This window comes from Methylocystis bryophila (assembly GCF_027925445.1).
Taxonomy (GTDB): Bacteria; Pseudomonadota; Alphaproteobacteria; order Rhizobiales; family Beijerinckiaceae; genus Methylocystis; species Methylocystis bryophila.
Window position 1 is genome coordinate 1066503 of sequence record NZ_AP027149.1, and the last position, 20974, is coordinate 1087476.

Sequence of the window (20974 nt, forward strand, 5' to 3'; positions counted from 1 at the left end):
CGGCGGCTGTCCTAATTCCGCCCGATTGTTAACGAAATGCTAAATTAAGGTGATACAAGCGCAACCGTTGGAGTGTGAAATGAATTCCATCGATGTTAACCAACTCGCCAGAAAGATCGTGCCTCGAGACGATGTCGGCGTTCATTCGATGGACGTCGATGGCCATGAGCGGGAGTCGGCTTCCTCGAACGACAAGGCTGCAGTAGCGTTGGAGATGGTGTCGGAAGCCGCCGCGGCCATTAGAGAGCTCGAAGAGCAGTCTGCGCAGGCGGTCGCCCGCGCGCAAGACCTCGCCAACTCGATCGTCAATCAGCTGGAGGCGGCGGAGGCGCGGGCCGAGCGCGCCGAAACCGCACAGCGCGACGCTGAAACGGCGGTGCAGGAGCTATCCGCGGCGCTGGCGCGGACCCGATCCGATCTCGAGATCGCCAGGCGGCAGCTCGCGAAAAAATCCGAGGAATTGTCCCAGACCGAGGATCGTCTCCGCCTTAGTGAGGCGGATGCGCGTGCGGCGCATCAGCGGTCCGCCGAAGCGAACGCCAAAATCGAGCAAATCTTCGAAGCGATTCGGACCCAGCTCCCGAGCCGCGAGGATCTGTCCCCGGCGAACTGATTTTGCTTGGGCGACGTCGCGGCGCTCCGCGGCGGGAAGCGACCCATCGGCCTCGCTTCGGGACGCTTGCGCCCCGAGAGACGACCGATTATACCCCTGCGGCGCGCCCGTCCCGACCGGCGCGCGAAGAGGGCGCGTAGCTCAGCGGGAGAGCACTTCGTTGACATCGAAGGGGTCACAGGTTCAATCCCTGTCGCGCCCACCATCAGCCTCACACGAACGTAGCGGTCTTCGCCGGAGGACCGCGTCTCGATAGAGCGCCCAGCCTCAAGCCGTAGAGACCGGGCCGCCTTGCGCGGCCTCGAACAAGACCAGCTCCGCGACTCGAAAATCATGAGAGGCTTCGCAGTTCGGACAGGCGGCGCGAAAAGCCGCGTCTCCTGCAAAGCGAATCTGGCCGCTGCCGGTTGGATCATCCATGATCGCAAAATGCCGGCGACAGTTTCGACAGGCGAAGCCGATATACCAACCGCCGGGCCGCATGCCAGGTAAACTGTTGACGTCGAATGTTCCCCGAAAGGCCATTTCGTTATCCATCGCAAGCCTCGCAGCTTTTCTTCCTTTCGTCTCGCCTTGATCATCACGAAGAGCGCTTCGATCGCGGCGCCGAATGCGGAACCGAGCGCGCGCGTAAATGTTCCCGCTTGGCGCAAAGCTTATGTTCGCAAGCACAGGCCTTCAACGCGTTCGTGCCCGATGGCCTTCTTGGAGAGTGTATTGATAAAAAAAATATATCATACTTACTTGATCGCGGCAGAAAAGGAGCTTGAGGATTTGGCAATGACCTCCAAATGGGCCTGCGACCCCGTCTCAAGGTCAACATATAGGCCGAGGGGGTAGCTTTGCACCTAGAGTTTTCATCGTGAATCCTGGGATGCTACCGCCTAGCCGGCCTAGTGCGAAGCCTGTAACGTTTGCGTCATAATAGCGGACGGCTCATGTCTATTGGAAATCTCTCGATCTTCCTGATTATGTCATAGATGCGACAACGATTTTCTGTAATGGTTGCAGCCATGCGGAACGGTGGCGCTGAAGGTGGCGGGCGTTCGAATTGACGAGCAGGCTTTACGGTTTCGACCGAGACGGTCGTGCCGACAGAGGCGGAAGATGAACGCAAAGCGTCATTTGCCGCGCGCGTCGAAGCTCTGCGGAAACGACTGCAAGTCTCTATCGAATAGAGGGCATAGAGGATGAGTCTCGACGTCGCTCTAGTTATTTCTTTCGTTGTCTGGTTGCTTTTCATTTTGCCAGATTTGCGCTCACTCGCAGCGATGATCAGTATTGTTGTGGCCATCGGCGTCGCTGTTATGCTTATAATAGACAAGAGAAGCTCCCATGCATGGGTTGAGCTCCAGGAGACGGAGCGCCAAGCCGAGCGGCAAAAGGAGACAGCGCGAGCGGCTGCTGTCAATCTGAACGCGATCGAATTGCGGCATGAGACGATTACAAAAAGCAGCTACGGATATTCTAATGGAGATCAAGGCTTCACATTCAAAGCGAACGTCAAGAATAATGCGGCAACACCCATTAGCGCGCTTGTCATCGCTTTCACAGCCTATGATTGCCCTACCGCGACGGTTCCCGTCGTGGAGTGCGAAGCCATCGGCCACAACTCCAGCCAAATCGAAATCGACGTTCCGCCCGCCGAAGTGCGCGCGGTCATGTTCTCGTTTCAGATGAAGAACTTCCCCTCGACCCGCGGTGTGTTGACATGGCGCACGCAGGTTGCATCGATGCGCAGATAGAAAAGTTCTTCTCGCTAAATATCCCATATGGCGACAGAGGCTCGTCCCCTCTGTCGCCACCGCGGCGTTTCAGGCCTCGCTATGCTTTCCCCGGGCTCTGACCGATCACTTCTTCTTGGACGGCGTATCCGGAGCGATCTCTGTCGTGAGAATGTAGAGCCTCGGCGCGCCGCCCTTGGGCGCTTGAGGGTACCAGCTCAGCTCTTTAAAGCCATCGCCGAAATTGTCGATGAGCATCCCCTTCGATGCGACGCCGCAAGCCTTATCGGGCTTCTTGCTATATTTGCACGCCCTGAGGCCGCCAGCGGGATCGCTCACCTGGCAGTAGACTTTCGCCACTTTAAAGCCCGGCGGTATGTTGGCGTCCACCTCTCCGACCCCCGAGTTCTGCACGAGCATGCCGCCCAGCAGCGGAACCGCCGGCGGATGCTTGCCCGAGCACACGACTTTTGAATTGGTCACCACTCCCGCCTGCGCGGCGATGGTAGTGAATAGTATTGCCGGGATGGTCACTGTGATACGCATGACGTGGGCCCCTTCTGACGGCGCGTTGATGCAGAGCATGAACGCAAAGCGATCCAATTCGTTCCGTTTACGCGCCCTTTTGTATGTTACATTTTTATGAACTTGAGGCGGTGGCGTAATAAATCTTCCGAGCCACATAATTAGGGTGGCCTGACTGAGGGAAAACGAGCGTATAGAACGGAATGCTGCTCCCCTCTCCAGCCTCCCGAAAGCTCCACTTCCGCCTGCAACCGGTCGTCGAAGCGCGAAGCAAGCTGGCGGCGGCGGCGAGCGGCCCAAAGCCCACAAGCGAGAGCGCGGCGCTAGGCGCACCCCTCGCGATGGCGGCATAAGTTTCTGATTATAATCGGGTACATACGAATCACCATTGTCATATTTCTGTGAAATGTACGTAGCAGCTCTCCGTTTGAATGAAGGCCCGTCGTCAACGAGGAACCCAAAATGACGTCCGTCACTTCCGGCGCCGACATCGACTTGAAGGTCGACCACGAATCCCCCAAGCCTAAGCTCGACCATAACACGAGCATCCAGAGCATCCTGCTCTTCCTGGCGATCCTGGCGCTCGGTCTGGGCTTCACCGCCTACAGCATTTGGCGGGACGTCCAGGAGACGGGCGCTCCGGTCACGACTTATCTGCCCTTCGTCCTGCTCGGCGTGGCGCTGCTGATTGCGCTCGGCTTCGAATTCGTGAACGGTTTTCACGACACCGCCAATGCGGTGGCGACCGTCATCTACACCCATTCGCTGCCCGCGAATGTCGCGGTCGTCTGGTCCGGATTCTTCAACTTTCTCGGCGTGCTGTTCTCGACCGGCGCGGTCGCTTTCAGCATCGTCTCGCTGCTGCCGGTGGAGTTGATCCTGCAGGTCGGCTCCTCGGCCGGCTTCGCGATGGTCTTCGCACTGTTGATCGCGGCGATCATCTGGAACCTCGGCACGTGGTGGATGGGTCTGCCGGCCTCGAGCTCGCACACGCTGATCGGCTCGATCATCGGCGTCGGCATCACCAACGCCCTCATGCGCGGCCGCGACGGAACCTCCGGCGTCGATTGGCACAAGGCGATGGAGGTCGGCGAGGCGCTCCTGATCTCGCCTCTGGTTGGCTTCCTCTGCGCGGGCGCGCTGCTTCTCCTCATGAAGTTCGTCGTTCGCAACCCGGCGCTCTATTCCGAGCCGAAAGGGCAGACGCCGCCGCCGTGGTGGATCCGCGGCCTGCTCGTCCTGACCTGCACCGGCGTGTCCTTCGCGCATGGCTCGAATGACGGACAGAAGGGCATGGGCCTGATCATGCTGATCCTGATCGGCACGGTGCCGACCGCCTATGCGCTGAACCGCGCGTTGCCCGAAAGCCACATCGCCAGTTTCGCGAAGGCGTCGGCTGCCGCGATCAAGGTCGTCGAGGCGAAGGAGGCCGGCCATCGCATGCTCGGCAATCCGCGTCCCGCTGTCTCGACCTACATCACCTATCATGGCGATGCGGGCTTCAAGCCGTCGGAAGGTACCTATGTCGCGCTGGCCGCGCTGATGCAGGAGATTTCGCATGAGATCCAGGAATATGGCTCGATCTCGAAAATCCCCTTTGCGGCGGTCGGCAACACCCGAAACGACGTCTATCTCGCCTCCGAGGCCTTGCGCTTCCTCGCCAAGGACCAAGCCGCCGAGCTCAGCGACGGCGAGAAGAAAATTCTCGCCGATTACAAAAAGGAAATCGACCAGACGACGAAATTCATCCCGACCTGGGTGAAAGTCGCGGTGGCCGTCGCGCTCGGCCTTGGCACGATGATCGGCTGGAAGCGCATCGTCGTGACCGTCGGCGAGAAGATCGGCAAGGAGCATCTGACGTACGGCCAGGGCGCCGCCGCGGAACTCGTCGCCATGTCGACGATCTTCGCCGCCGACGCCTACGGCCTGCCGGTCTCGACCACCCATGTGCTCTCTTCGGGCGTTGCGGGAACAATGGCGGCGAACGGGTCGGGGCTGCAAGCAGACACGGTGAAGAGCATCGCGATGGCCTGGGTTCTGACCCTGCCTTGCGCAATGTTCCTCTCCGGCGGGCTCTACCTCCTGTTCACCAAGATCTTCTGACCGCCTAACAGGAAACCCGCTTCAAGCGAGCTTGCGATCGAGGCGCTGTCCCTAGGGGACGGCGCCTCGATCCCATTCGGGACCCGAGACGGCCGGGTCCGATTTATGCGGTCATCGGCGATGCAGGTGGGACGTAGGCTTGGTTCTTCCAGCCATTTTTTCGCCAGCGGCGCCCCAAAGCGCTATGGGGCGTCGGGGCTAATCCGTGTCGGTTTGAATGGCTGTCTCGCGTGCCGCCGGGCTAGATCGGAGGGCGGAAATTCGTCCCATGAGAACGCGGATAAAGATTTGCTGCATCGCCTCGATAGAGGAGGCGCGTCTCGCGATCGGCGCCGGCGCGGACGCGCTTGGTCTCGTGGGCGCAATGCCGTCAGGGCCAGGCCCTATATCCGACGAGACGATATTCGAGATCGCGGCTTTCGCGCCCCCGCCGATCGCGCCCTTCTTGCTGACTTCAGAGCAGACCGCGGATGCGATTTCCGCGCACCTCCGACGGACGCACACGTCGACCGTTCAGATCGTCTCGCAGATTGATCCGGCGGAATCGGCGAAATTGGTCGAGCTCGAGCCGAATGTCCGTCGCGTGCAGGTGGTGCATGTGGAGGGACCTTCGGCCCTAGACCTCATGACCGCCTACGCCCCTCATGTGCACGCGTTTCTGCTCGACTCCGGCCGGCCGAGCGCCGGCGTGCCCGAGCTGGGCGGTACCGGCCGTCAACACGACTGGGAGGTGAGCGCCGAATTCGTCCGCGCTTGCGCGCTGCCTGTCTTTCTGGCAGGCGGCCTCTCCGCCGCTAACGCCGTCGACGCGATCACGCGGGTGCGCCCCTTCGGCGTGGATCTGTGCTCGGGCGTGCGGACGAATGGGCGTTTGGACGCAGCCAAGCTATGCGCCTTTGTGCAGGCTGTGCGGCGCGCGGACCAAGAACTCGCGCCCAGAGGGAATTGAGGCATGGAAATGCAGACTGAGTCGCCGCCTGGAAGCCTAGCAAGTCGCAGCGGCTCGACTCTCGCTGTGGCTGGCGCGTCGCGCCCACAAAGGGCTCGAAGATGACCAAGCTCGCGGAGATGCAAGGCGTCTGCGCCGCCCCGCGGGTTCCAGCCCTGGGCGGGGATATTGCAAAGGATGTCGTGACGGCGTGGGTGATCGCCACGTCGACGGCGGCGCTTATCGCGGGCGTTTTCAGCGTGTTGGCGGGGGGTGTCGCGTGAAAGAGCCCAAGGCCGTCGACCTCGCCGAGGGGAGAGAGCCGCATGCGCAATATGGGGCGCTGCCGTGGCGCATCTCCGACGAGCTCGAGATCATGCTGCTGACCTCCCGCGGCACGAGGCGGTGGGTGATTCCCAAGGGGTGGCCGATGAAGGGGCGCAAGCCCAACGCGACCGCGGCGGTCGAGGCTTTGGAAGAGGGCGGCCTCCTTGGAAACATCGGGAAGAAGTCGATCGGCGCCTATCACTATCGTAAGCGCCTCAAGAACGGCGCCGTGCTGATTTGTCGCGTCGAGGTCTTCCCGCTGCGTGTCTTGCGTCAGCGCAAGAAATGGCTCGAAATGGGTCAGCGCGTGACGCAATGGTTGCCCTATAGCGAGGCGGCGAAGCTGGTCGCCGAGGAGGAGCTGAAGGAGTTGATTCTCGCCTTTGGCCGCGCCCTGTCCGCGACAGCGGAAGAGGGCGTGATCGACACGCGACCCCTCCTGGGGTAGTCGTCGTTAAACCTCGAGGCCGCCGCTAGAACATGCGGCAGGCTGCTTTCCCTTTTGCGCGACCCGCTCTATACCGGGCCGCAGCCGGCGCCCAAAAGGCGCCTCCGCCGAATGGTTGGTTCCCATGTCAGAGCACGCTACCCCGCATTTCCACAATCAGCCGGGCGTCCCGCGCATCCGCGTCGGGGCCAAGGAATTCATGTGCATCGGGGCGCTGCCGCCTTTCGACCATCCGCATGTTTTTCTGGATATGGGTGCGGCGTCCGAGGCTCTCTGCCCTTACTGCTCGACGCTGTATGTCTATGACGCCTCGCTGCACGGCGCCGCCGATCCAACTGAATGCGTCTATGAACCGGCGGAGCGCGTCGCAGCAGCCTCGTGAGCCCTTCCGCTTCGGACGCAGTCGTCGTCGCCGGCGCTGGGATTGGCGGCCTTGCTGCGGCGCTGTGTCTGGCGCGCGCCGGTAAGCGCGTGGCGCTGTTCGAAAAGGCGCCCAAGATCGAAGAAGTCGGCGCCGGCTTACAGATCGCGCCGAATGCAGGACGAATTCTTCAGGGCCTCGGCCTTTCCGCCGCGCTCGACGCCAATTCGCTTTTGCCGGAATCCATCATCATCCGCCGCGCGACCGATGGAGCCGAGCTCTCGCGCATGCCGCTCGCGGGCGCGCGGGAGCGTTTTGGCGCCCCTTTCCGCCTCTTCCATCGCGCCGATCTGCAAAATCTGCTTTTGGACGCCGCGCGGGCGAGCGAAAAGATCGCGATCCGAACCGACGCCCGCGTCGGCGATTTCGAGGAAGAGGACGGAAAACTCTTCCTGCGCGTGCATGGATCCGCTGGCCCCGAAGATATCGAGGCCGCAGGGCTGATCGGCGCCGACGGCGTTCGGTCCTCGGTGCGCGCCTTCCTCTTTCGCGACGAGCGGGACGCCCCCTTCTACTCAGGCTGCACGGCCTGGCGCGCGCTGCTTCCGGCCGAGACGGTTCCCACGGCCTTGCGCGCGAAAGAGGTCAATCTCTGGCTCGGGCGCGGGGCGCATGTCGTGCATTATCCGCTGCGCGGCGGCGAGATCGTCAACGCCGTGGTGATCGTCGAGGACGGCGAGGTCGAACCGGCCTCGAATGAGCCGATGCGGGATGGCCCGAGCCTGCTCGAGGCCGCGGATTTCGAGCGCTGCGCCCCGCAGCTGCGCGATTTGATCGCGTCTCACGACAGCTGGCGGCGCTGGCCGCTCTGGATCCGCCCGGCGTTGCGCTCCTGGACCCGCGGCGCTGTGACCTTGCTCGGCGACGCGGCGCATCCGATGGTCCCCTTCCTCGCGCAAGGGGCCGCGCAGGCGATCGAGGATGCGGAGGCCTTGGGACAAGCCTTCGCGGGCGGCGCTTCGGCGGCAGCGGCTTTCGCGCGCTACGAAGGCGCGCGGCTTTCGCGTGCGACAGCGGTGCAGACCGCCTCGCGCCGCCAGGGGCGCTTCGCGCATGCCGGCTTTCCGCTCGCGCAGGCGCGCGACGCCGTCATGTCGCTCATCGGCGGCCGCGGGATGCTGGAGCGCAACGCCTGGCTTTACCGCTGAGGGCGCGGCGAAGCGGCTATTAGGCCTATCGGCAGGGCAGGGGGCCGGCGCCTCGCCGTCGCCAGCGTTCCAGGCAGGCGTTCCCTTCCTGAAGAACGAGCGGAGCGAACCAAAGCGCCTGCTGTCCGTCAATGAGCTGGTCCTGGTTGATCCAGCTTCCCGGCGCCGGCACGGTCGTCCGGTAACGAATGGCTGGGTCTCCCGCTGTGGCCGTGAGCGTGGGCGTGGAAACGACCGGCTCCGGCCCGTAGATGGCCGCGGCGGTGTGGTCGCCCGCACGCCGTCCTCCGCTCACCAGCCAAAACTGCCCCTGCTTGGCGGCCGCGAAGGGGAAGAAGTCGGCGCGACCCGTGGGAGGATCGGGAACGGAATAGAGCGCGGGATCGGTTTCGACCTTGAGCGGCTCGGGCGGACCGGCCGGCGCCGCCAGGATGTCTGCGCGCAGCGCCGCATACAGCCCTCCGAGCTCCGGCACGGACAGCTCTTCGGCGGAGGCGAGCCCAATCCGGCCCAGCGGCGTGTCGACGACGGTGAGGCGGTCTCCAGGAGTCGCCCAATCGGCGTGCGCGGCCTTCGGATGAGTGACGCGGTAGCGCGCGAGGATGGCGCCTTGCGGTCCCGCGAGCGCCACCGTGTGGAAAACCCGATCGCCGTCACGCTCCGGATAGCTGCCGACAAGATAGCCCTTCCCCGCCTGGGCGGCGGCCGCCAGCTTCTTTTCGAAAGCCCCGTCTGCGGGCTCGGCGCGAGATTTGATCTCGTCGGCGCCGATGCCGGAAGGGAGTCCCGACAGTTCCGGCAAGACCATGAGCTCGCCCTCGGCGGGCGTGGCGCCGCTGAGAAGCGACGGTCCCTCCGGCCATTGCGCCGCGGCCAGGGATACGCTGTGCGCCCTTCCGGTGGCGTTGCCGTCCACAGGGCTGCGATGCAGCGCGAGCAGGGGCAGGTAGAGGTCGGGACGGCGCAGCGCCAGGCGGGTCGATCGGCTTCGGTCGGCGTCCGCGGGCCTGATGGTCGCGGTGATGAGGCTCCTAAAGCCCGGGGGCAGGACCTCCGGCGGCGCGACGCGCGCCTGGGCGAGCTTGCGCCCCTCGGGGGACCAAATGCTGGAGCCGCCGTTGTAGTACAACTTCCCGCCGGTGATCGGATTTGTCTCGATGCCGCTGCGCGTGGCCCCGATGACCCAGACCCCATTCTGGGCGCTCATATATTGCGTGTTCGCCACGGTCGAATGGTCGCCTTTGGCCTCGGCCGGCGGCGTGCCGGGCATGACGCGATCGGAGACGGAATGCCAGGCGATGATTTGCGCGCCCCGCAGCGCTGCAAGCCGCGCATATTGCCAATAGGTGTCGTCGTAACAAATCGTGAGCGCGATGCGGCCGATGGGCGTGTCGAAGACTTCGACGCCCGTGTCGCCCGGAGCAAATACCTTTTGATCTTGCGGGTTGAGGCCGTTCTTGCGGTATTTTCCGATGACGCCCCTGGGGCCGAGGAGCACCGCGCTGTTGTAGGCGATGCCAGTTTGCGCGTCCCGCTCGGCGACGCCGACGCTCATGTACATGCCGGCGCGCGCAAGCACGGGCAGCAGCGCGTCCGTCGTCTTGCCAGGGATCGTGTCGAGAAAAGGCGCAATCTGATCCGGGCCGCTGAACAAATAGCCGCTGACGGCCGTCTCCGGGAAGACGGCGAAAGTAACGCCTTGCCGGCCCGCTTCCTTCGCCGCCACGACGAGACGGCCGATATTGCCCTCGAGGTCGCCCCAGGCCGGCACGAAGTCGACGGCGGCGACCTTAATGGCCTGTGTTCCGGAGGAAGCCTGCGCCACCGGCTTCCCATAGGCTGTCGTCAGGGGCAGGAGACTAAGGACAGCCGCGCAAGCCCAGATCTTCCATGTCATGGCGCTTCCCCCCAAGCCCGACAGGCCGTGCACGCCGCGCCGGTCCAGCAAGCGGTAATGGCGGTCCATATGGAGGCTCTGAGGCGCGCTTCAACTCGCCCCTCCGGTGGCGATGGATCTAGAGCGCGATGCGAAAAAGTGGAAACCGGTTTTTCGCACAAATCGCGCTCTAAAACTTTGAGATCGATCACGTTGTCTGCGTTCAAGCGATTCCGCCTGAACGCGACGCGATCTACCGCATCCCCCCGAAAATATTGCGCAGGACCTCGCGGCTGATCTTCGTGCCGAAGCTCTTGGCGGCCGATTGCAGCGCGGCGCTGGCGGCCTTCTCGGCGGGCGAGAGACGATTGGGGCTCGGGCGGGTGAAGAGCCCGCCGAGCGCCCCCTTGACGCCCTCCCAGATCCCGCCGTCGGCCGAGGCCTCGATGGGCGGCGCGTTGTCGACGTCCGGCGCCTTGGCCGGCCCCGCGCCCGCGCTTTCCATCCGCGCTCCGGCGCGCTTCTGCAGCACCTCGAAGGCGGATTCGCGATCGATCGGCGTATCGTAGAGACCGTAAAGCGGGCCGCCCTCGATGACGGCCTGGCGCTCCTGCGGGCTGATCGGCCCGACGCGCGAGGAAGGCGGTGCGATAAACGTTCTCTCCACGACCCGCGGCGCGCCTTTCTCGTCGAGCATCGAGACCAGCGCTTCGCCGACCGCAAGCTCGGTGATGGCCGCCGCCGTGTCAAAATCCTTGTTCTGCCGAAAGGTCTCGGCTGCCGTGCGCACCGCTTTCTGGTCGCGCGGCGTGAAGGCGCGCAGCGCGTGCTGAATGCGATTGCCGAGCTGGCCCAGCACCGTATCCGGCACGTCGAGCGGGCTCTGCGTGACGAAATAGACGCCGACGCCCTTGGAGCGGATGAGTCGCACGACCTGCTCGATCGCGGTGAGAAGGCCTTTCGGCGCGTCGGTGAAGAGGAGATGGGCTTCGTCGAAAAAGAACACGAGCTTCGGCGCCGGCAGATCTCCGACCTCCGGGAGCTGCGTGAAGAGCTCGGTCAACATCCACAACAGGAAGGTCGCATAGAGCCGTGGCGAGCGCATGAGCTTTTCGGCTGCGAGGATGTTGACATAGCCGCGGCCTGCTTCGTCCTGGCCGATAAAATCCTTGAGATCGAGCGCCGGCTCGCCAAAGAATTTCTCGCCGCCCTGCGTCTCCAGCACGAGAAGCTGGCGTTGCACGGCTCCGATCGAGCTGCTCGCGACATTGCCGTATTTCGTCTGCAGCTCGCTCGCATTTTCGGCGACATAGGCGAGTGTCGCGCGCAGGTCCTTCAGATCATAGAGCAGCAGGCCCCGCTCGTCGGCGACGCGAAAGACGATGTTGAGCACGCCTTCCTGTGTGTCGTTGAGATCGAGCAGGCGCGCAAGCAGAAGCGGACCCATTTCAGCGATTGTCGCGCGCACCGGATGGCCGTTTTCGGCGAAGAGGTCCCAGAAGATCACGGGGAACTTCTCAGGACGATAATCGAGGCCGAGATCCTTGGCGCGCTCGACCAAGATCGCGCGTCCGTCGCCGGGCTGACTCAAGCCGGCGAGATCGCCCTTCACATCCGCGAGGAACACCGTCGTCCCAGCGCGCGAGAATCCTTCCGCGAGCCGTTGCAGCGTCACGCTCTTGCCCGTCCCCGTGGCGCCGGCGATGAGGCCGTGGCGATTGCCGAGGGGCAGCAGCAGATATTGATATTGGCGCTCCTGCGCGGCCTCCCGCTTGGCCGAGGCGCGCGTGGCGCCGACGAGGATCTTGCCGGGAAGGGCGTTAGGGTCCGCGGGCATGCGCAAAGCTCCAGTTGAGGCGCCGATGACGCTCTCGAAGCGTCTCGCGCATTTTCGCAGAAGCCGGGGCCGCGTCAAAGAGCGAGCGATGCGCCGCTTTTGGCGCGGGCTCGCGAAGCGAGAGCGACATTGGCGAAAGGCTTGGGCGAAAGGCTCGCCGCAGCGCTTGGCGCCTGTTGTAGAAATGTCACGCCGCGTGAGAATCGGCGCCGAAGGGTCGATTGTTCATTGCCCGAATCTGGCACGCCGCATAGCGTAGGAGTAACCATAGTCTCGCTACGAGTCTGATGGTTCAATTCCAAGATCGCGGCGAACGCTCCGATGCGCGCAATGAAGTCCTGGCTCTCGCTCTTAGCCGCACTGGTCGCGATCCTCGTCGCGAACCCGGGCTCGGCGAGCGTCGTCGGCGCGTCGGACCTCTCGACCGTCTCCGCGGCGACGCCGTCCCATTGCGCGAGCATGCTGGGCGATCAAGCGCCGAACGGCGGCAGGCGGTCGGCGCCTTGCGAGCATTGTCTTCTCTGTGGCGTCGCCTTCATCGCGCCTCCAGAAGCGCCGACGGCGGATCGATCCGCAACCTCCCGACGCTTCGCGCCCTTGGCGGCCAAATTTGCCGCGCGGCCGCAGCAAGAGGCCAGCGCGCATCGCGCCCGGGCGCCGCCCGTCATTTAAAGCCGCGCGTCCAAGCGAAAGTTTTTGCGTCTTCTTTCTCGAATATTCCGCCCTCGCGCCGCGACGGCCGGCGAGCGGGCCTGCCACATGGTGGCGGATTCGGAGCAATCGTCATGTCAACTCGTCCCTCTATTCGCATCGTCCGCGCCGGCGCCGTCAGCGCTGTCGCCTTGCAGATCGCTCTGACAGCCGGCGCGGCCTATGCGCAAACCACTCTGCCGACGATCGACGTCGGCGGCGCGAAACATGTCGCGCACAAGCCCGCGCCGAGCGCCAAGCCAACAACCCATGTCGCCGCGGCGCCCACGCGCGCCGCCCCCGAGCGGATGACCCGACCCGCTCCTTCGCGGCCTGCGCCCCATCCATCCGCACCCCAGGCTCCGCTGGAGCCGACGCCGACGCCTGAGCAGCCCTGGCAGGAGGCCGCGCCGGGGACCCAGCAACCCGAGTATTCCGACCTCAAAAAGCCGTTGACGCAGCCGCAGAGGTCCGACGCTTCCTCGAGCGTGAGAGATTTCAGCCCGCAGCAGGTCAATGCGCGCGTCTTTGCGCAGCCCGGCGAGGCGCTGGAGATCGCGCCCGGCCTCGTCGTCGCGCAGCACAGCGGCCCCGGCAAGGCGAACCAATATTTCCTGCGCGGCTTCGCGCTCGATCACGGCTATGACATCGGCATCACTTTCGACGGCATGAACGTCAATCAGCCGTCGCATATCCACAGCAACGGCTACGCCGACACGAACTTCCTGATCCCGGAACTGCTCAGCCAGTTCGAGGTGCGCAAGGGTCCTTATTTCGCGGACGAGGGTGTGTTCTCGGCCGTCGGCGCGATCCACATGAACTACATCGACAAGCTGCGCGAGGGACTTGTCATCGCTTCGGGCGGCAGCTTCGGCTGGGGCCGGCTGGTGGGCGCCAAGTCCTGGGCGCTCGGCCAAGGCGAGCTGTTCACGGCCCTCGAGCTGCGCAACTACAACGGTCCGTGGCAGCGGCCGGACGAAGGGCGCGTCATCAACGGTTTCGCGCGCTGGAGCGAGGGCACGCAGGAAAACGGCTTCTCGCTCACGGCCATGGCCTATTCGCAGCATTATTTCGCGACGGACCAGATTCCTTACAACCTCGTCTCGGAAGGGCTCATGTCGCGCTGGGACACGCAGGACCCGACGGACGGCGGCAACGGCGCGCGCTACAGCCTGTCGATGCGCTGGAGCGAGACCAACAAGAACGACTGGTCGCGCGTCGAAGCCTATATGATTCACAACGACACCAATCTCTACGACAACTTCACCTATTGGCAGAGCAATCCCGCCAGTCTGCTCTTCCAGCCCCTCAGCGCCAACACCTTCGCCTTGGGCGACCAAACGCATCAGTTCGATCATCGCCAGCAATACGGCCTTAAGGCCATGCATGGCTGGAAATACACCCTGCAGGGCACGGATATGCAGACGCGCGTCGGCTATCAGGGCCTCGCCGACTTCATCCTGAACGGCAACGGCGACTCATTCCAGAGGCAGCAGTTCGATCAGATCTCGAACAACTACATCAAGGAATATATCCATGGGCTGTGGACGGACACGACGCAGTTCTGGACGCCGTGGTTGCGCACGACGGAGGGCTTCCGTCTCGACTATGTGCACGGCTCGGTGAACTCCGTCGCCAACCCCACGCTCGCGCTGGGCTCTTTTCCGCCCCTCGTTCCCGACCCGACCGCAACATTCCTCGTTCCCGCGACTCCCTTTCCTTTGGGCAGCCTCAACAATGGCGAGCTCGGGCGGTTCTTCACGAGCCCCAAGGTCGGGACCGTGCTCGGGCCCTATAACAACACCGAGCTTTTCGTGAACTTCGGCGAGGGCCTGCGCGCCGAGGATATCCGGGGCGCGCTTGGTCACTGGACGACGGACGGAGGCGCCTATTCGTACATCCCCAACGTGCAGCTTCTGACGAAGACGCGCGGCGCCGAAACCGGCTTGCGCAGCAAGGGCATCCTGCCGGGATTGGACGCGACCATCACGCTTTTCTGGCAGGATCTCGACGCCGAGCAGACCTTCAACGCCGATACGGCGACTAGCCAATACGGTCGTCCCGGCCGGCGTTACGGCTTCGAATTCACCGGGAATTACGAGATCACGAGCTGGGCCCATGCAGACGCCAACGTCACCGGCACGCATGCGCGCTTCCGCGGCTACGACCAGCAGCAGTTTGCGAATTGGTTCACATATCTCTCGGGCGGAGTCGCCGCCGACCCGCTCTGGCCGCTTAGCCTGCCAGGATCTTCCCCCGGCAATTATCTCATGCTCGCCCCGGTTTGGGTCTCCACTTTCGGCCTCGAGCTCGGGGAGAAAACCGGCTGGTTTGGCGCGCTGCGCGGGCGTTATTTCGGCGCTCGGCCGCTCACTGAAGACGGCCAGATCGAGTCGCATGCGACCTTTACCGTCAATGCGCGTCTCGGCTACCGCTTTGACAATGGCTGGAAGGTGCAGGTCGACGGCTTCAACATCCTGAATTCGCGCGCCGACATGATCGATTATGCGGCCAATGTGTTCGGCAAGCAGGATTTCGCGATCAACCCCTGGTACGTCGGCGGCAGCGCGGGCATCGCGCAGCGCACCTGGAAGCCGATCGATCCGCCGGCCGTGCGCCTCACGATCAGCGGACCGCTCGACTTCGTCGACAAGACGCCGATCGCGCCAGTCCTCGCGAGCTACTGATCGAAAGCCAAAGAGAGCGGCGCAAGCCGCTCTTTTTTTGACGCGAGCGTGTTCGTCCGCGAGCGCTCGAATGAGGTCCGTCTCGCCGCCTCACCAGCCGGCGATCTTTTGGCAGCCGTCCTGCCCTCCCTCGAAGGCGTAATGATCGCCGCAGGCGTAGACCGTCGGCGGCTCGTGGTTCGACTCGAACCGATCGTAACCTTCCTTCAGATTCTTCCAGAACCCGGCCCATTCCTTGCCGGCGACGGCGTCCTGAGACATGAAGGACATCCAGCCGCTGGCCGTCGTCTCCTTCAGCAGGGCCGACTCGGTCATGCGAAACGGGAAGATATGCACGGGCACGTCGCGTTGGCCGGCGGAAAGCGCGGCCGAGACGAAGCCGTAGATTTCCTCGATGCCCTTGTCGGTCATCGCGAAGCAGCCGACCGACTTGCAGGCGCCATGCACCATGACGAGGCCCCCGGTGCGTCCGTTCTGCTTGTCGAAGGCGTTGGGGTAGCCGACGTTGAAGGCGCGGAAATAGTTGGAGTGCGGATTGAGCTGCTTCGCGGAGACGGCATAGAAGCCCTCCGGCGATTGATAATCGGCCTCCTTGAGCTTGGGCCCCAGGTGGCCGGACGATTTGCAGATCGGGAAGGTGCGGTAAAGCGTGTAGTGGCCATTGACCTTGAGCCACAGCTCGAGCTCGCCCTCCTTCTTGAAGATGCGCACATAGGCCGGCGCGCCCATGTTGAAGCGGGGCGGCGGCTGATCCGGCCGGTCGAAAGCCCCGGGCGGCGCGGGCTTCAGCGTCGGCTCGGGCGCAAGCGCGGCGACCTGCTGCTCCGCAGGCGCCGGCGCCGCGACCGCTTGTGGGGCGGCGGCCTGAGCCTCGGGCGCCTCGGCGGCGGCCTCCGCCAAAAGCGTGGAAGGCCTGCGCGGCGGCAGGGGGATTTCCTCTTCGCCCAGGCCGTCCGGCCGGCGCGGCGGCGTCGGCGCGTCCACCGGCTGGCCCGGGATATTCAACGACGCCGGCGCCTCTGCAGCTTTGGCGGCGGCCTGAGCCTCGGACGGCGGCGCGACCTCGTCACTGCGGCGCAGCGTTGCGATGCCGCCGCGAATCGCGTGCAGAAATCGGCCGCCGAGGCCCTCGTCGGCCCGCGCCGGAGACGGCGCCGCGGCGCTCGGCGGTTCCGCGCTCTCCTCCTTCTCCGGGGCAAGGTTCAGCGCGAGGACGCCGATCGTGAGCGTCGCCGCCGAGACGATCGCCAAGGCAAGCTGCGTCCGACTCGGCTTTATCGCCTCCACTCTCATGATGACGACGCCCCGCCGCGCAGGATTGCCGCACTCTCGCGTAAGATGCGATTTAACATCCTAAAAAATAAACCATTTTTCCGGCCGGCGCGCTCGTCTGGCCGCGGGCTGCGGACGGCCGACGCAAGCAGGCGAAGGGCCCGCGTCAAGCTAATGCCCTTCAAACGTCACGAGGCTGCGCACGGGCACGTCGAGCGCCTCGAGCCTCTTCGCCCCGCCAAGCTCCGGCAGGTCGATGACGAAACAGGCGGCGATGATCTCGGCGCCCATCTTACGGAGCAAGCCTATGGCGCCCTCGGCCGTGCCGCCAGTCGCAATCAGATCGTCGACCAGGATCACGCGATCGCCGGGCGACACCGCATCTTCGTGCATCTCCATCTCGTCCGTTCCATATTCCAGCTCGTAACTGATCGAGACCGTCTTGTGGGGGAGCTTGCCCTTCTTACGGATTGGCACGAATCCCGCCGAAAGCTGATGGGCGACGGCGCCGCCGAGGATGAAGCCCCGCGCCTCCATGCCGGCCACCTTGTCCATTTTGGAGCCGGACCAGGGCTGCACCAGCTCGTCCACCGCCTTGCGGAAGGCGCGGGCGTCACCGAGCAGAGTCGTGATGTCGCGAAAGAGGATGCCTTTTTTGGGGTAATCGGGAATGGTGCGGATCGCGGCGGCGAGAGGCATGGGTCAAAGCTCGAAACGGTTGGGTTGCAGCTGCTTCCTAGCGCATTTGTCGCCTGAAAGCAGCCATCAGGCGCTGCTCCCTCGCGGCGACCGCTTTGTCGCTCCGCGGCGTGGCAAATTTGGGGACGGTCGATCCGAGCAGGCTGTTGAAAAAGTGAACGAAGATCGCGCTCCGAAGCTCCAATCGGAGGCCTGCGGCCTCCGGCCTCGACCTGCTGGCCCATTGCGCTATGCTCGCTCCATGACCCCGGCGCTCCCCTCCGCCTCGCTTCTCGCCCAGCTCGACGACCGCTCGCGCGAGATTTTTCGGCAAATTGTCGACGGCTATCTCGCCTCGGGGGAGCCGGTCGGCTCGCGGCATATCTCTCGGGTTCTGCCGATGACACTCTCGCCCGCTTCGGTGCGCAACGTCATGCAGGATCTGGAAGAGCTCGGGCTTGTCTATGCGCCGCACATCAGCGCGGGGCGGCTGCCGACTGAAATGGGCCTGCGCTTCTTCGTCGACTCGCTCTTGCAAATCGGCGACGTGGGGCCGCAGGAGCGCGCGCGCATGCAGGCGCAGGTCGAGACGGCCTCCAAGGAGCGCGATTTCGAGGGCGTCCTCGCCGAGGCGACGGGTCTGCTCTCGGGCCTCGCCCGCGCGGCTGGCGTCGTCGCCGTCGACAAGGCCGACGTACGCCTGAAGCAGATCGATTTCGTGCGGCTCGAACGGGAACGCGTGCTCGCCATTCTCGTCGCCGAGGACGGCGGGGTCGAGAACCGCGTGCTGCCGGTCCCGAAAGACCTGCCGGCTTCCGCGCTCATTGAGGCGGCCAATTACCTCAACGCGCGCATCCGGGGCCGCACGCTCGCCGAGGCCCGGCGCGAGATCGAAGCGGCGAGAGTGGCCGCTCAGGCCGAGCTCGACGCGCTGACCGCAAGGCTCGTCGAGGCGGGGATCGCGAGCTGGGGAGGCGCGGGCCGTGAGCTCATCGTGCGCGGCCAGGCGCATCTCCTGGAAGATCTGACCGCGCTGGAGGATCTCGAGCGCATCCGCCTGCTCTTTTCCGATCTCGAAACCAAGACGGAAGTCATCGACCTGTTGGAGCGCGCCGAGGAAGGCGAGGGCGTGCGCATCTTCATCGGCAGCGAGAACAAGCTCTTTTCGCTCTCCGGCTCCTCGATGATCGCCGCGCCCTTGCACGACGCCAATCGCCGCATTGTCGGCGCGCTCGGCGTGATCGGCCCGACCCGGCTCAATTACGCGCGCATCGTGCCCATGGTAGACTACACTGCGAAGCTTTTGTCGCGCGTGGCGGGCGGGGGTTAGGGCGCGGGTGCTCGATCCGGAACCAATGCTGCGGAAGGGACGTTATTCCTCCACGTTCGCTCGCTGCTTTCATCCGGGGCGGAAATGAACAGCTTGAAAAATGTTTTGGTCTTCTCGTGCCTCGCGGTCACTCTCGTGGCGTCGCAAGCCCTCGCGCGGACTGAGAGAATGCGTAAGATCGAGGACGCGGGTATCTATTGCGCAAGCTTCGACAGGAAAATCGCTAACTTCTATCCGCTCGCCAAATCACGTTGTTCGGGGAAGTTCTCCTGCGCCATGCGCGCCACGATGGTGACGACGAAAGCCGATCTCATCAGGCATCAATGCACAGGCTTCTTCGTCGCGCCGGTTTGCCACGGCGCGCCGGTGAGTCACGAGACCCACAACATCTTGGAGACTTTGCACGTGTCTTGCGCCCGCGCCGAGGTTAGGCGAGGCTTCACCCCATAAGGGCCGGCTGTTGTGCTCTGGCCAGCGCAGCCTCTTTTATTTATCCCCCCACATCCGTGTTCAGCACCTCGACCCCGCGGAATCTGGCGCAGGGGGCGCCGTGGGAGACGGGCGCGAGCTGGATCGGCTCGGCCTTGCCGCAGGTGAACACGCCCCAGAGCGCGTAGGTCGAAGCGTCGCCGAGACCGTCGAGCCCGCTCCAGAAATCGAGCGTGCGTCCCTGATAGGCCGCGCCCTGCACCATCTCGCCGAGCTTGCCGTTCTTGATCTCGTAGAAAAGCTGGCCGCCGAATTGAAAATTGTCGCGCTGCTGGTCGATGCTCCAGCTCCCCGCGCCGACCACATAAAGTCCGTCCTCGACGCCGGCGATGAGCGCGTCGCGCGAGCAGGGGCGCTCGCTGGGCTTTAGCGAAATATTCGGCATGCGTTGCAGCGGAACGGCGCAAAGATCGTCGGCATAGGCGCAGCCGTTCGTCATCGGGAGGCCGAGATAATGCGCCTGGCCAATCGCCATCTGAAAATTCTTGAAGACGCCCTTCTCGACGATGTTGAAATCGGCGAAGGAAGCCGGCGCGCCATCGTCGTCATAGCCGATCGTCGCGAGCGCGCCTTCCTGGCGCCGGTCGGCGAAGATCGTCATCAGCTCTGAACCGAAGCGCAGCTCGCCGAGCCGTTGCGGTTTCACGAAAGTGGTGCCGGCGAAATTCGCCTCCCAGCCGAGCGCGCGGTCGAGCTCTGTCGAATGACCGACCGTCTCGTGGATCGTCAAAAACAGATTGCTCGGCTCGATGACAAGATCGCGCCTGCCGGGCGCGACGGGCTTGGCGTGAAGCTTTTGCCGCGCCTCCTCGGCGCCCCGCCGCGCCTCTTCCAAAAACCCGCAGGCTTCGACATGGTCCCAGCCCGCGCCGCGCGGCGGGATCAGGCTGTCGCGCGTCGCGAAGCGTCCGCTCTTCTTGTCGACGACAGTGATCTGGAATTCGGGCCACACGCGCGTGCGGCTCTGCCAGATGCGGCTGCCGCGGCTATTGGCGAAAAGCCGCTCCTCGCGCGCCGCCTGGAAATGCGAGGTGCAGAAATCGGCGCCGGCGTCGCGCGCCGCGGCGTTGACGTTAAGGAGAAACTCCGCCTTCTCGCCGATGGCCACGGCGAAAGGGTCGACCCCGAGCGCCATCACCCAGCGATCCTCGACGACGGGCAACGCCTCGAGCTCGATTTTCGCGCCTTGGATCGGCTCGACCGCGCGCGCATTGGCGAGCGCCGTCTCGACGGCTCGGCGAATCGCGTCCGGCGTGAGCGTCGTCGAGCCGCAAAAACCCCAGGAGCCGCGCCGCAGCAGGCGCAGGCCGAAGCCCCAGCTTTCCCCGTTGCCAGCGTCCTCGAGGCGCTCCTCGCGGACGCGCAAAGATTCCCAAAAGGTCGCGCCGAGACGAATGTCGGCGTAGTCCGCGCCGCCTTCTCGGGCGAGCGCAAGCGCAAGTTCCGCCAACGCGAGCCGCGCCGATTCGTCGGGCTCGGCGGGGGCAGGATGGGGGGCGGAGGCGCGGCGGCGTGAGCGAAACGGCGCGTTCATGGAAGAAACTCAGACTGTCGAAAGGCCAGGGCTCTTGCGTGCCGGCAGACGTCATCTTCGCGCCGAGTTCGGCGACGGCTCGTCATTGATTGCATGAAGGCGATTGTGCGCGGCGTCGATTTGAAGTCAAGGATTGCTTCGCAACCGCCTGCGGCGGCGGCCCGGAGCGCCGTCCTTGAGTTCAAATCGACGCCGCGCGACGCTCCGCCATGCCATTCAATGACAAATCTGCGCTCGGGAGCGCGTTTCGCCCGGAGGATGGCGGCAGGCTCGGTTTGACCCCCGGACGCCCCCGCCCTACAACCGCGCCAACCTTCAAGCGCCGCGCAAAGCCTCTCAAGAGC

General features: G+C 64.4%; 19 protein-coding genes and 1 tRNA gene. 13 read left to right on the forward strand and 7 right to left on the reverse strand.

From position 1 onward, the window contains the following. The first annotated feature begins 79 nt into the window (after positions 1-79). Positions 80-613 (forward strand): hypothetical protein, encoded by a 534-nt coding sequence (locus tag QMG80_RS04945; RefSeq protein ID WP_085771809.1) that lies wholly within the window; start codon positions 80-82, stop codon positions 611-613. A 130-nt stretch (positions 614-743) separates the two neighbouring features. Continuing rightward, positions 744-818: transfer RNA gene (locus tag QMG80_RS04950), tRNA-Val, on the forward strand. A 62-nt stretch (positions 819-880) separates the two neighbouring features. Here QMG80_RS04950 and QMG80_RS04955 read toward each other — a convergent pair. Further along, the gene (locus QMG80_RS04955) at positions 881-1150 is read right to left on the reverse strand and encodes a hypothetical protein (RefSeq protein ID WP_085773682.1); all 270 of its coding nucleotides are present in this window, start codon (positions 1148-1150) and stop codon (positions 881-883) included. A gap of 653 nt (positions 1151-1803) precedes the next feature. Between QMG80_RS04955 and QMG80_RS04960 the strand changes: the two genes are divergently transcribed. Further along, complete coding sequence (locus tag QMG80_RS04960) at positions 1804-2358, forward strand: hypothetical protein (RefSeq protein ID WP_085771810.1); 555 nt, start codon at positions 1804-1806, stop codon at positions 2356-2358. A 105-nt stretch (positions 2359-2463) separates the two neighbouring features. Here QMG80_RS04960 and QMG80_RS04965 read toward each other — a convergent pair whose 3' ends face one another. Further along, the gene (locus QMG80_RS04965; protein WP_158658731.1) at positions 2464-2883 is read right to left on the reverse strand and encodes a hypothetical protein; all 420 of its coding nucleotides are present in this window, start codon (positions 2881-2883) and stop codon (positions 2464-2466) included. 441 nt (positions 2884-3324) lie between these two features. On the opposite strand from QMG80_RS04965, the gene QMG80_RS04970 reads away from it, so the two are divergent. The 6 genes from QMG80_RS04970 (at position 3325) to QMG80_RS04995 (ending at position 8237) form a co-directional block, all read left to right on the forward strand. Then, on the forward strand, positions 3325-4965 hold the full coding sequence (locus QMG80_RS04970; RefSeq protein ID WP_085771812.1) for an inorganic phosphate transporter: 1641 nt from the start codon (positions 3325-3327) through the stop codon (positions 4963-4965). A gap of 268 nt (positions 4966-5233) precedes the next feature. After that, positions 5234-5914: a phosphoribosylanthranilate isomerase gene (locus QMG80_RS04975; RefSeq protein WP_085771813.1), complete on the forward strand. Its 681-nt coding sequence runs from the start codon at positions 5234-5236 to the stop codon at positions 5912-5914. A 101-nt stretch (positions 5915-6015) separates the two neighbouring features. Continuing rightward, positions 6016-6177 (forward strand): hypothetical protein, encoded by a 162-nt coding sequence (locus tag QMG80_RS04980; RefSeq protein WP_158658732.1) that lies wholly within the window; start codon positions 6016-6018, stop codon positions 6175-6177. Continuing rightward, positions 6174-6668, forward strand: a complete 495-nt coding sequence (locus QMG80_RS04985) for an NUDIX hydrolase (RefSeq protein WP_085771814.1) — start codon at positions 6174-6176, stop codon at positions 6666-6668. Before QMG80_RS04980 ends, QMG80_RS04985 begins: the two co-directional genes overlap by 4 nt. A gap of 124 nt (positions 6669-6792) precedes the next feature. Continuing rightward, positions 6793-7050, forward strand: a complete 258-nt coding sequence (locus QMG80_RS04990) for a zinc-finger domain-containing protein (protein WP_085771815.1) — start codon at positions 6793-6795, stop codon at positions 7048-7050. Then, positions 7047-8237: an FAD-dependent monooxygenase gene (locus QMG80_RS04995; RefSeq protein WP_085771816.1), complete on the forward strand. Its 1191-nt coding sequence runs from the start codon at positions 7047-7049 to the stop codon at positions 8235-8237. Before QMG80_RS04990 ends, QMG80_RS04995 begins: the two co-directional genes overlap by 4 nt. A 25-nt stretch (positions 8238-8262) precedes the next feature. Here QMG80_RS04995 and QMG80_RS05000 read toward each other — a convergent pair whose 3' ends face one another. Together QMG80_RS05000 and QMG80_RS05005 are read right to left on the reverse strand one after the other, a co-directional pair. After that, the gene (locus QMG80_RS05000) at positions 8263-10203 is read right to left on the reverse strand and encodes a carbon-nitrogen hydrolase family protein (protein ID WP_245299897.1); all 1941 of its coding nucleotides are present in this window, start codon (positions 10201-10203) and stop codon (positions 8263-8265) included. Between the two features lie 163 nt (positions 10204-10366). Next, positions 10367-11950, reverse strand: coding sequence for a helicase HerA-like domain-containing protein (locus tag QMG80_RS05005; protein WP_085771817.1), 1584 nt, complete (start codon positions 11948-11950; stop codon positions 10367-10369). A gap of 321 nt (positions 11951-12271) precedes the next feature. On the opposite strand from QMG80_RS05005, the gene QMG80_RS05010 reads away from it, so the two are divergent. Further along, entirely contained in the window at positions 12272-12622 is a 351-nt protein-coding gene (locus tag QMG80_RS05010; protein ID WP_085771819.1) for a hypothetical protein, read from the forward strand. 113 nt (positions 12623-12735) lie between these two features. Beyond that, positions 12736-15327 (forward strand): TonB-dependent receptor, encoded by a 2592-nt coding sequence (locus QMG80_RS05015; RefSeq protein ID WP_245299898.1) that lies wholly within the window; start codon positions 12736-12738, stop codon positions 15325-15327. 90 nt (positions 15328-15417) lie between these two features. Here QMG80_RS05015 and QMG80_RS05020 read toward each other — a convergent pair whose 3' ends face one another. Beyond that, positions 15418-16620, reverse strand: a complete 1203-nt coding sequence (locus QMG80_RS05020) for a L,D-transpeptidase family protein (protein ID WP_085771820.1) — start codon at positions 16618-16620, stop codon at positions 15418-15420. A gap of 150 nt (positions 16621-16770) precedes the next feature. After that, positions 16771-17298, reverse strand: a complete 528-nt coding sequence (locus QMG80_RS05025) for an adenine phosphoribosyltransferase (protein WP_085771821.1) — start codon at positions 17296-17298, stop codon at positions 16771-16773. A 241-nt stretch (positions 17299-17539) separates the two neighbouring features. Here QMG80_RS05025 and hrcA point away from each other — a divergent pair, with 241 nt between their 5' ends. Then, positions 17540-18607 (forward strand): heat-inducible transcriptional repressor HrcA, encoded by a 1068-nt coding sequence (gene hrcA / locus QMG80_RS05030; RefSeq protein WP_085773685.1) that lies wholly within the window; start codon positions 17540-17542, stop codon positions 18605-18607. A 168-nt stretch (positions 18608-18775) separates the two neighbouring features. Then, positions 18776-19057, forward strand: a complete 282-nt coding sequence (locus QMG80_RS05035) for a hypothetical protein (protein WP_158658733.1) — start codon at positions 18776-18778, stop codon at positions 19055-19057. Positions 19058-19097: 40 nt separating this feature from the next. Here the strand turns inward: QMG80_RS05035 and QMG80_RS05040 are convergent, their stop codons facing one another. After that, positions 19098-20630, reverse strand: a complete 1533-nt coding sequence (locus QMG80_RS05040) for a TldD/PmbA family protein (protein ID WP_085771823.1) — start codon at positions 20628-20630, stop codon at positions 19098-19100. Positions 20631-20974: the final 344 nt, after the last annotated feature.

Bases quoted from the DNA above. Each gene is read 5' to 3' on its own strand.
- QMG80_RS04990 (WP_085771815.1), top strand. From the start codon at position 6,793: ATGTCAGAGCACGCTACCCCGCATTTCCACAATCAGCCGGGCGTCCCG.
- QMG80_RS04960 (WP_085771810.1), top strand. From the start codon at position 1,804: ATGAGTCTCGACGTCGCTCTAGTTATTTCTTTCGTTGTCTGGTTGCTT.
- QMG80_RS05000 (WP_245299897.1), bottom strand. From the start codon at position 10,203: ATGGACCGCCATTACCGCTTGCTGGACCGGCGCGGCGTGCACGGCCTG.
- QMG80_RS04965 (WP_158658731.1), bottom strand. From the start codon at position 2,883: ATGCGTATCACAGTGACCATCCCGGCAATACTATTCACTACCATCGCC.
- QMG80_RS05035 (WP_158658733.1), top strand. From the start codon at position 18,776: ATGCGTAAGATCGAGGACGCGGGTATCTATTGCGCAAGCTTCGACAGG.
- QMG80_RS05040 (WP_085771823.1), bottom strand. From the start codon at position 20,630: ATGAACGCGCCGTTTCGCTCACGCCGCCGCGCCTCCGCCCCCCATCCT.
- QMG80_RS05010 (WP_085771819.1), top strand. From the start codon at position 12,272: ATGCGCGCAATGAAGTCCTGGCTCTCGCTCTTAGCCGCACTGGTCGCG.
- QMG80_RS04955 (WP_085773682.1), bottom strand. From the start codon at position 1,150: ATGGATAACGAAATGGCCTTTCGGGGAACATTCGACGTCAACAGTTTA.
- QMG80_RS04975 (WP_085771813.1), top strand. From the start codon at position 5,234: ATGAGAACGCGGATAAAGATTTGCTGCATCGCCTCGATAGAGGAGGCG.
- QMG80_RS04970 (WP_085771812.1), top strand. From the start codon at position 3,325: ATGACGTCCGTCACTTCCGGCGCCGACATCGACTTGAAGGTCGACCAC.
- QMG80_RS05020 (WP_085771820.1), bottom strand. From the start codon at position 16,620: ATGAGAGTGGAGGCGATAAAGCCGAGTCGGACGCAGCTTGCCTTGGCG.
- hrcA (WP_085773685.1), top strand. From the start codon at position 17,540: ATGACCCCGGCGCTCCCCTCCGCCTCGCTTCTCGCCCAGCTCGACGAC.
- QMG80_RS04980 (WP_158658732.1), top strand. From the start codon at position 6,016: ATGACCAAGCTCGCGGAGATGCAAGGCGTCTGCGCCGCCCCGCGGGTT.
- QMG80_RS04945 (WP_085771809.1), top strand. From the start codon at position 80: ATGAATTCCATCGATGTTAACCAACTCGCCAGAAAGATCGTGCCTCGA.
- QMG80_RS05015 (WP_245299898.1), top strand. From the start codon at position 12,736: ATGTCAACTCGTCCCTCTATTCGCATCGTCCGCGCCGGCGCCGTCAGC.
- QMG80_RS05005 (WP_085771817.1), bottom strand. From the start codon at position 11,950: ATGCCCGCGGACCCTAACGCCCTTCCCGGCAAGATCCTCGTCGGCGCC.
- QMG80_RS05025 (WP_085771821.1), bottom strand. From the start codon at position 17,298: ATGCCTCTCGCCGCCGCGATCCGCACCATTCCCGATTACCCCAAAAAA.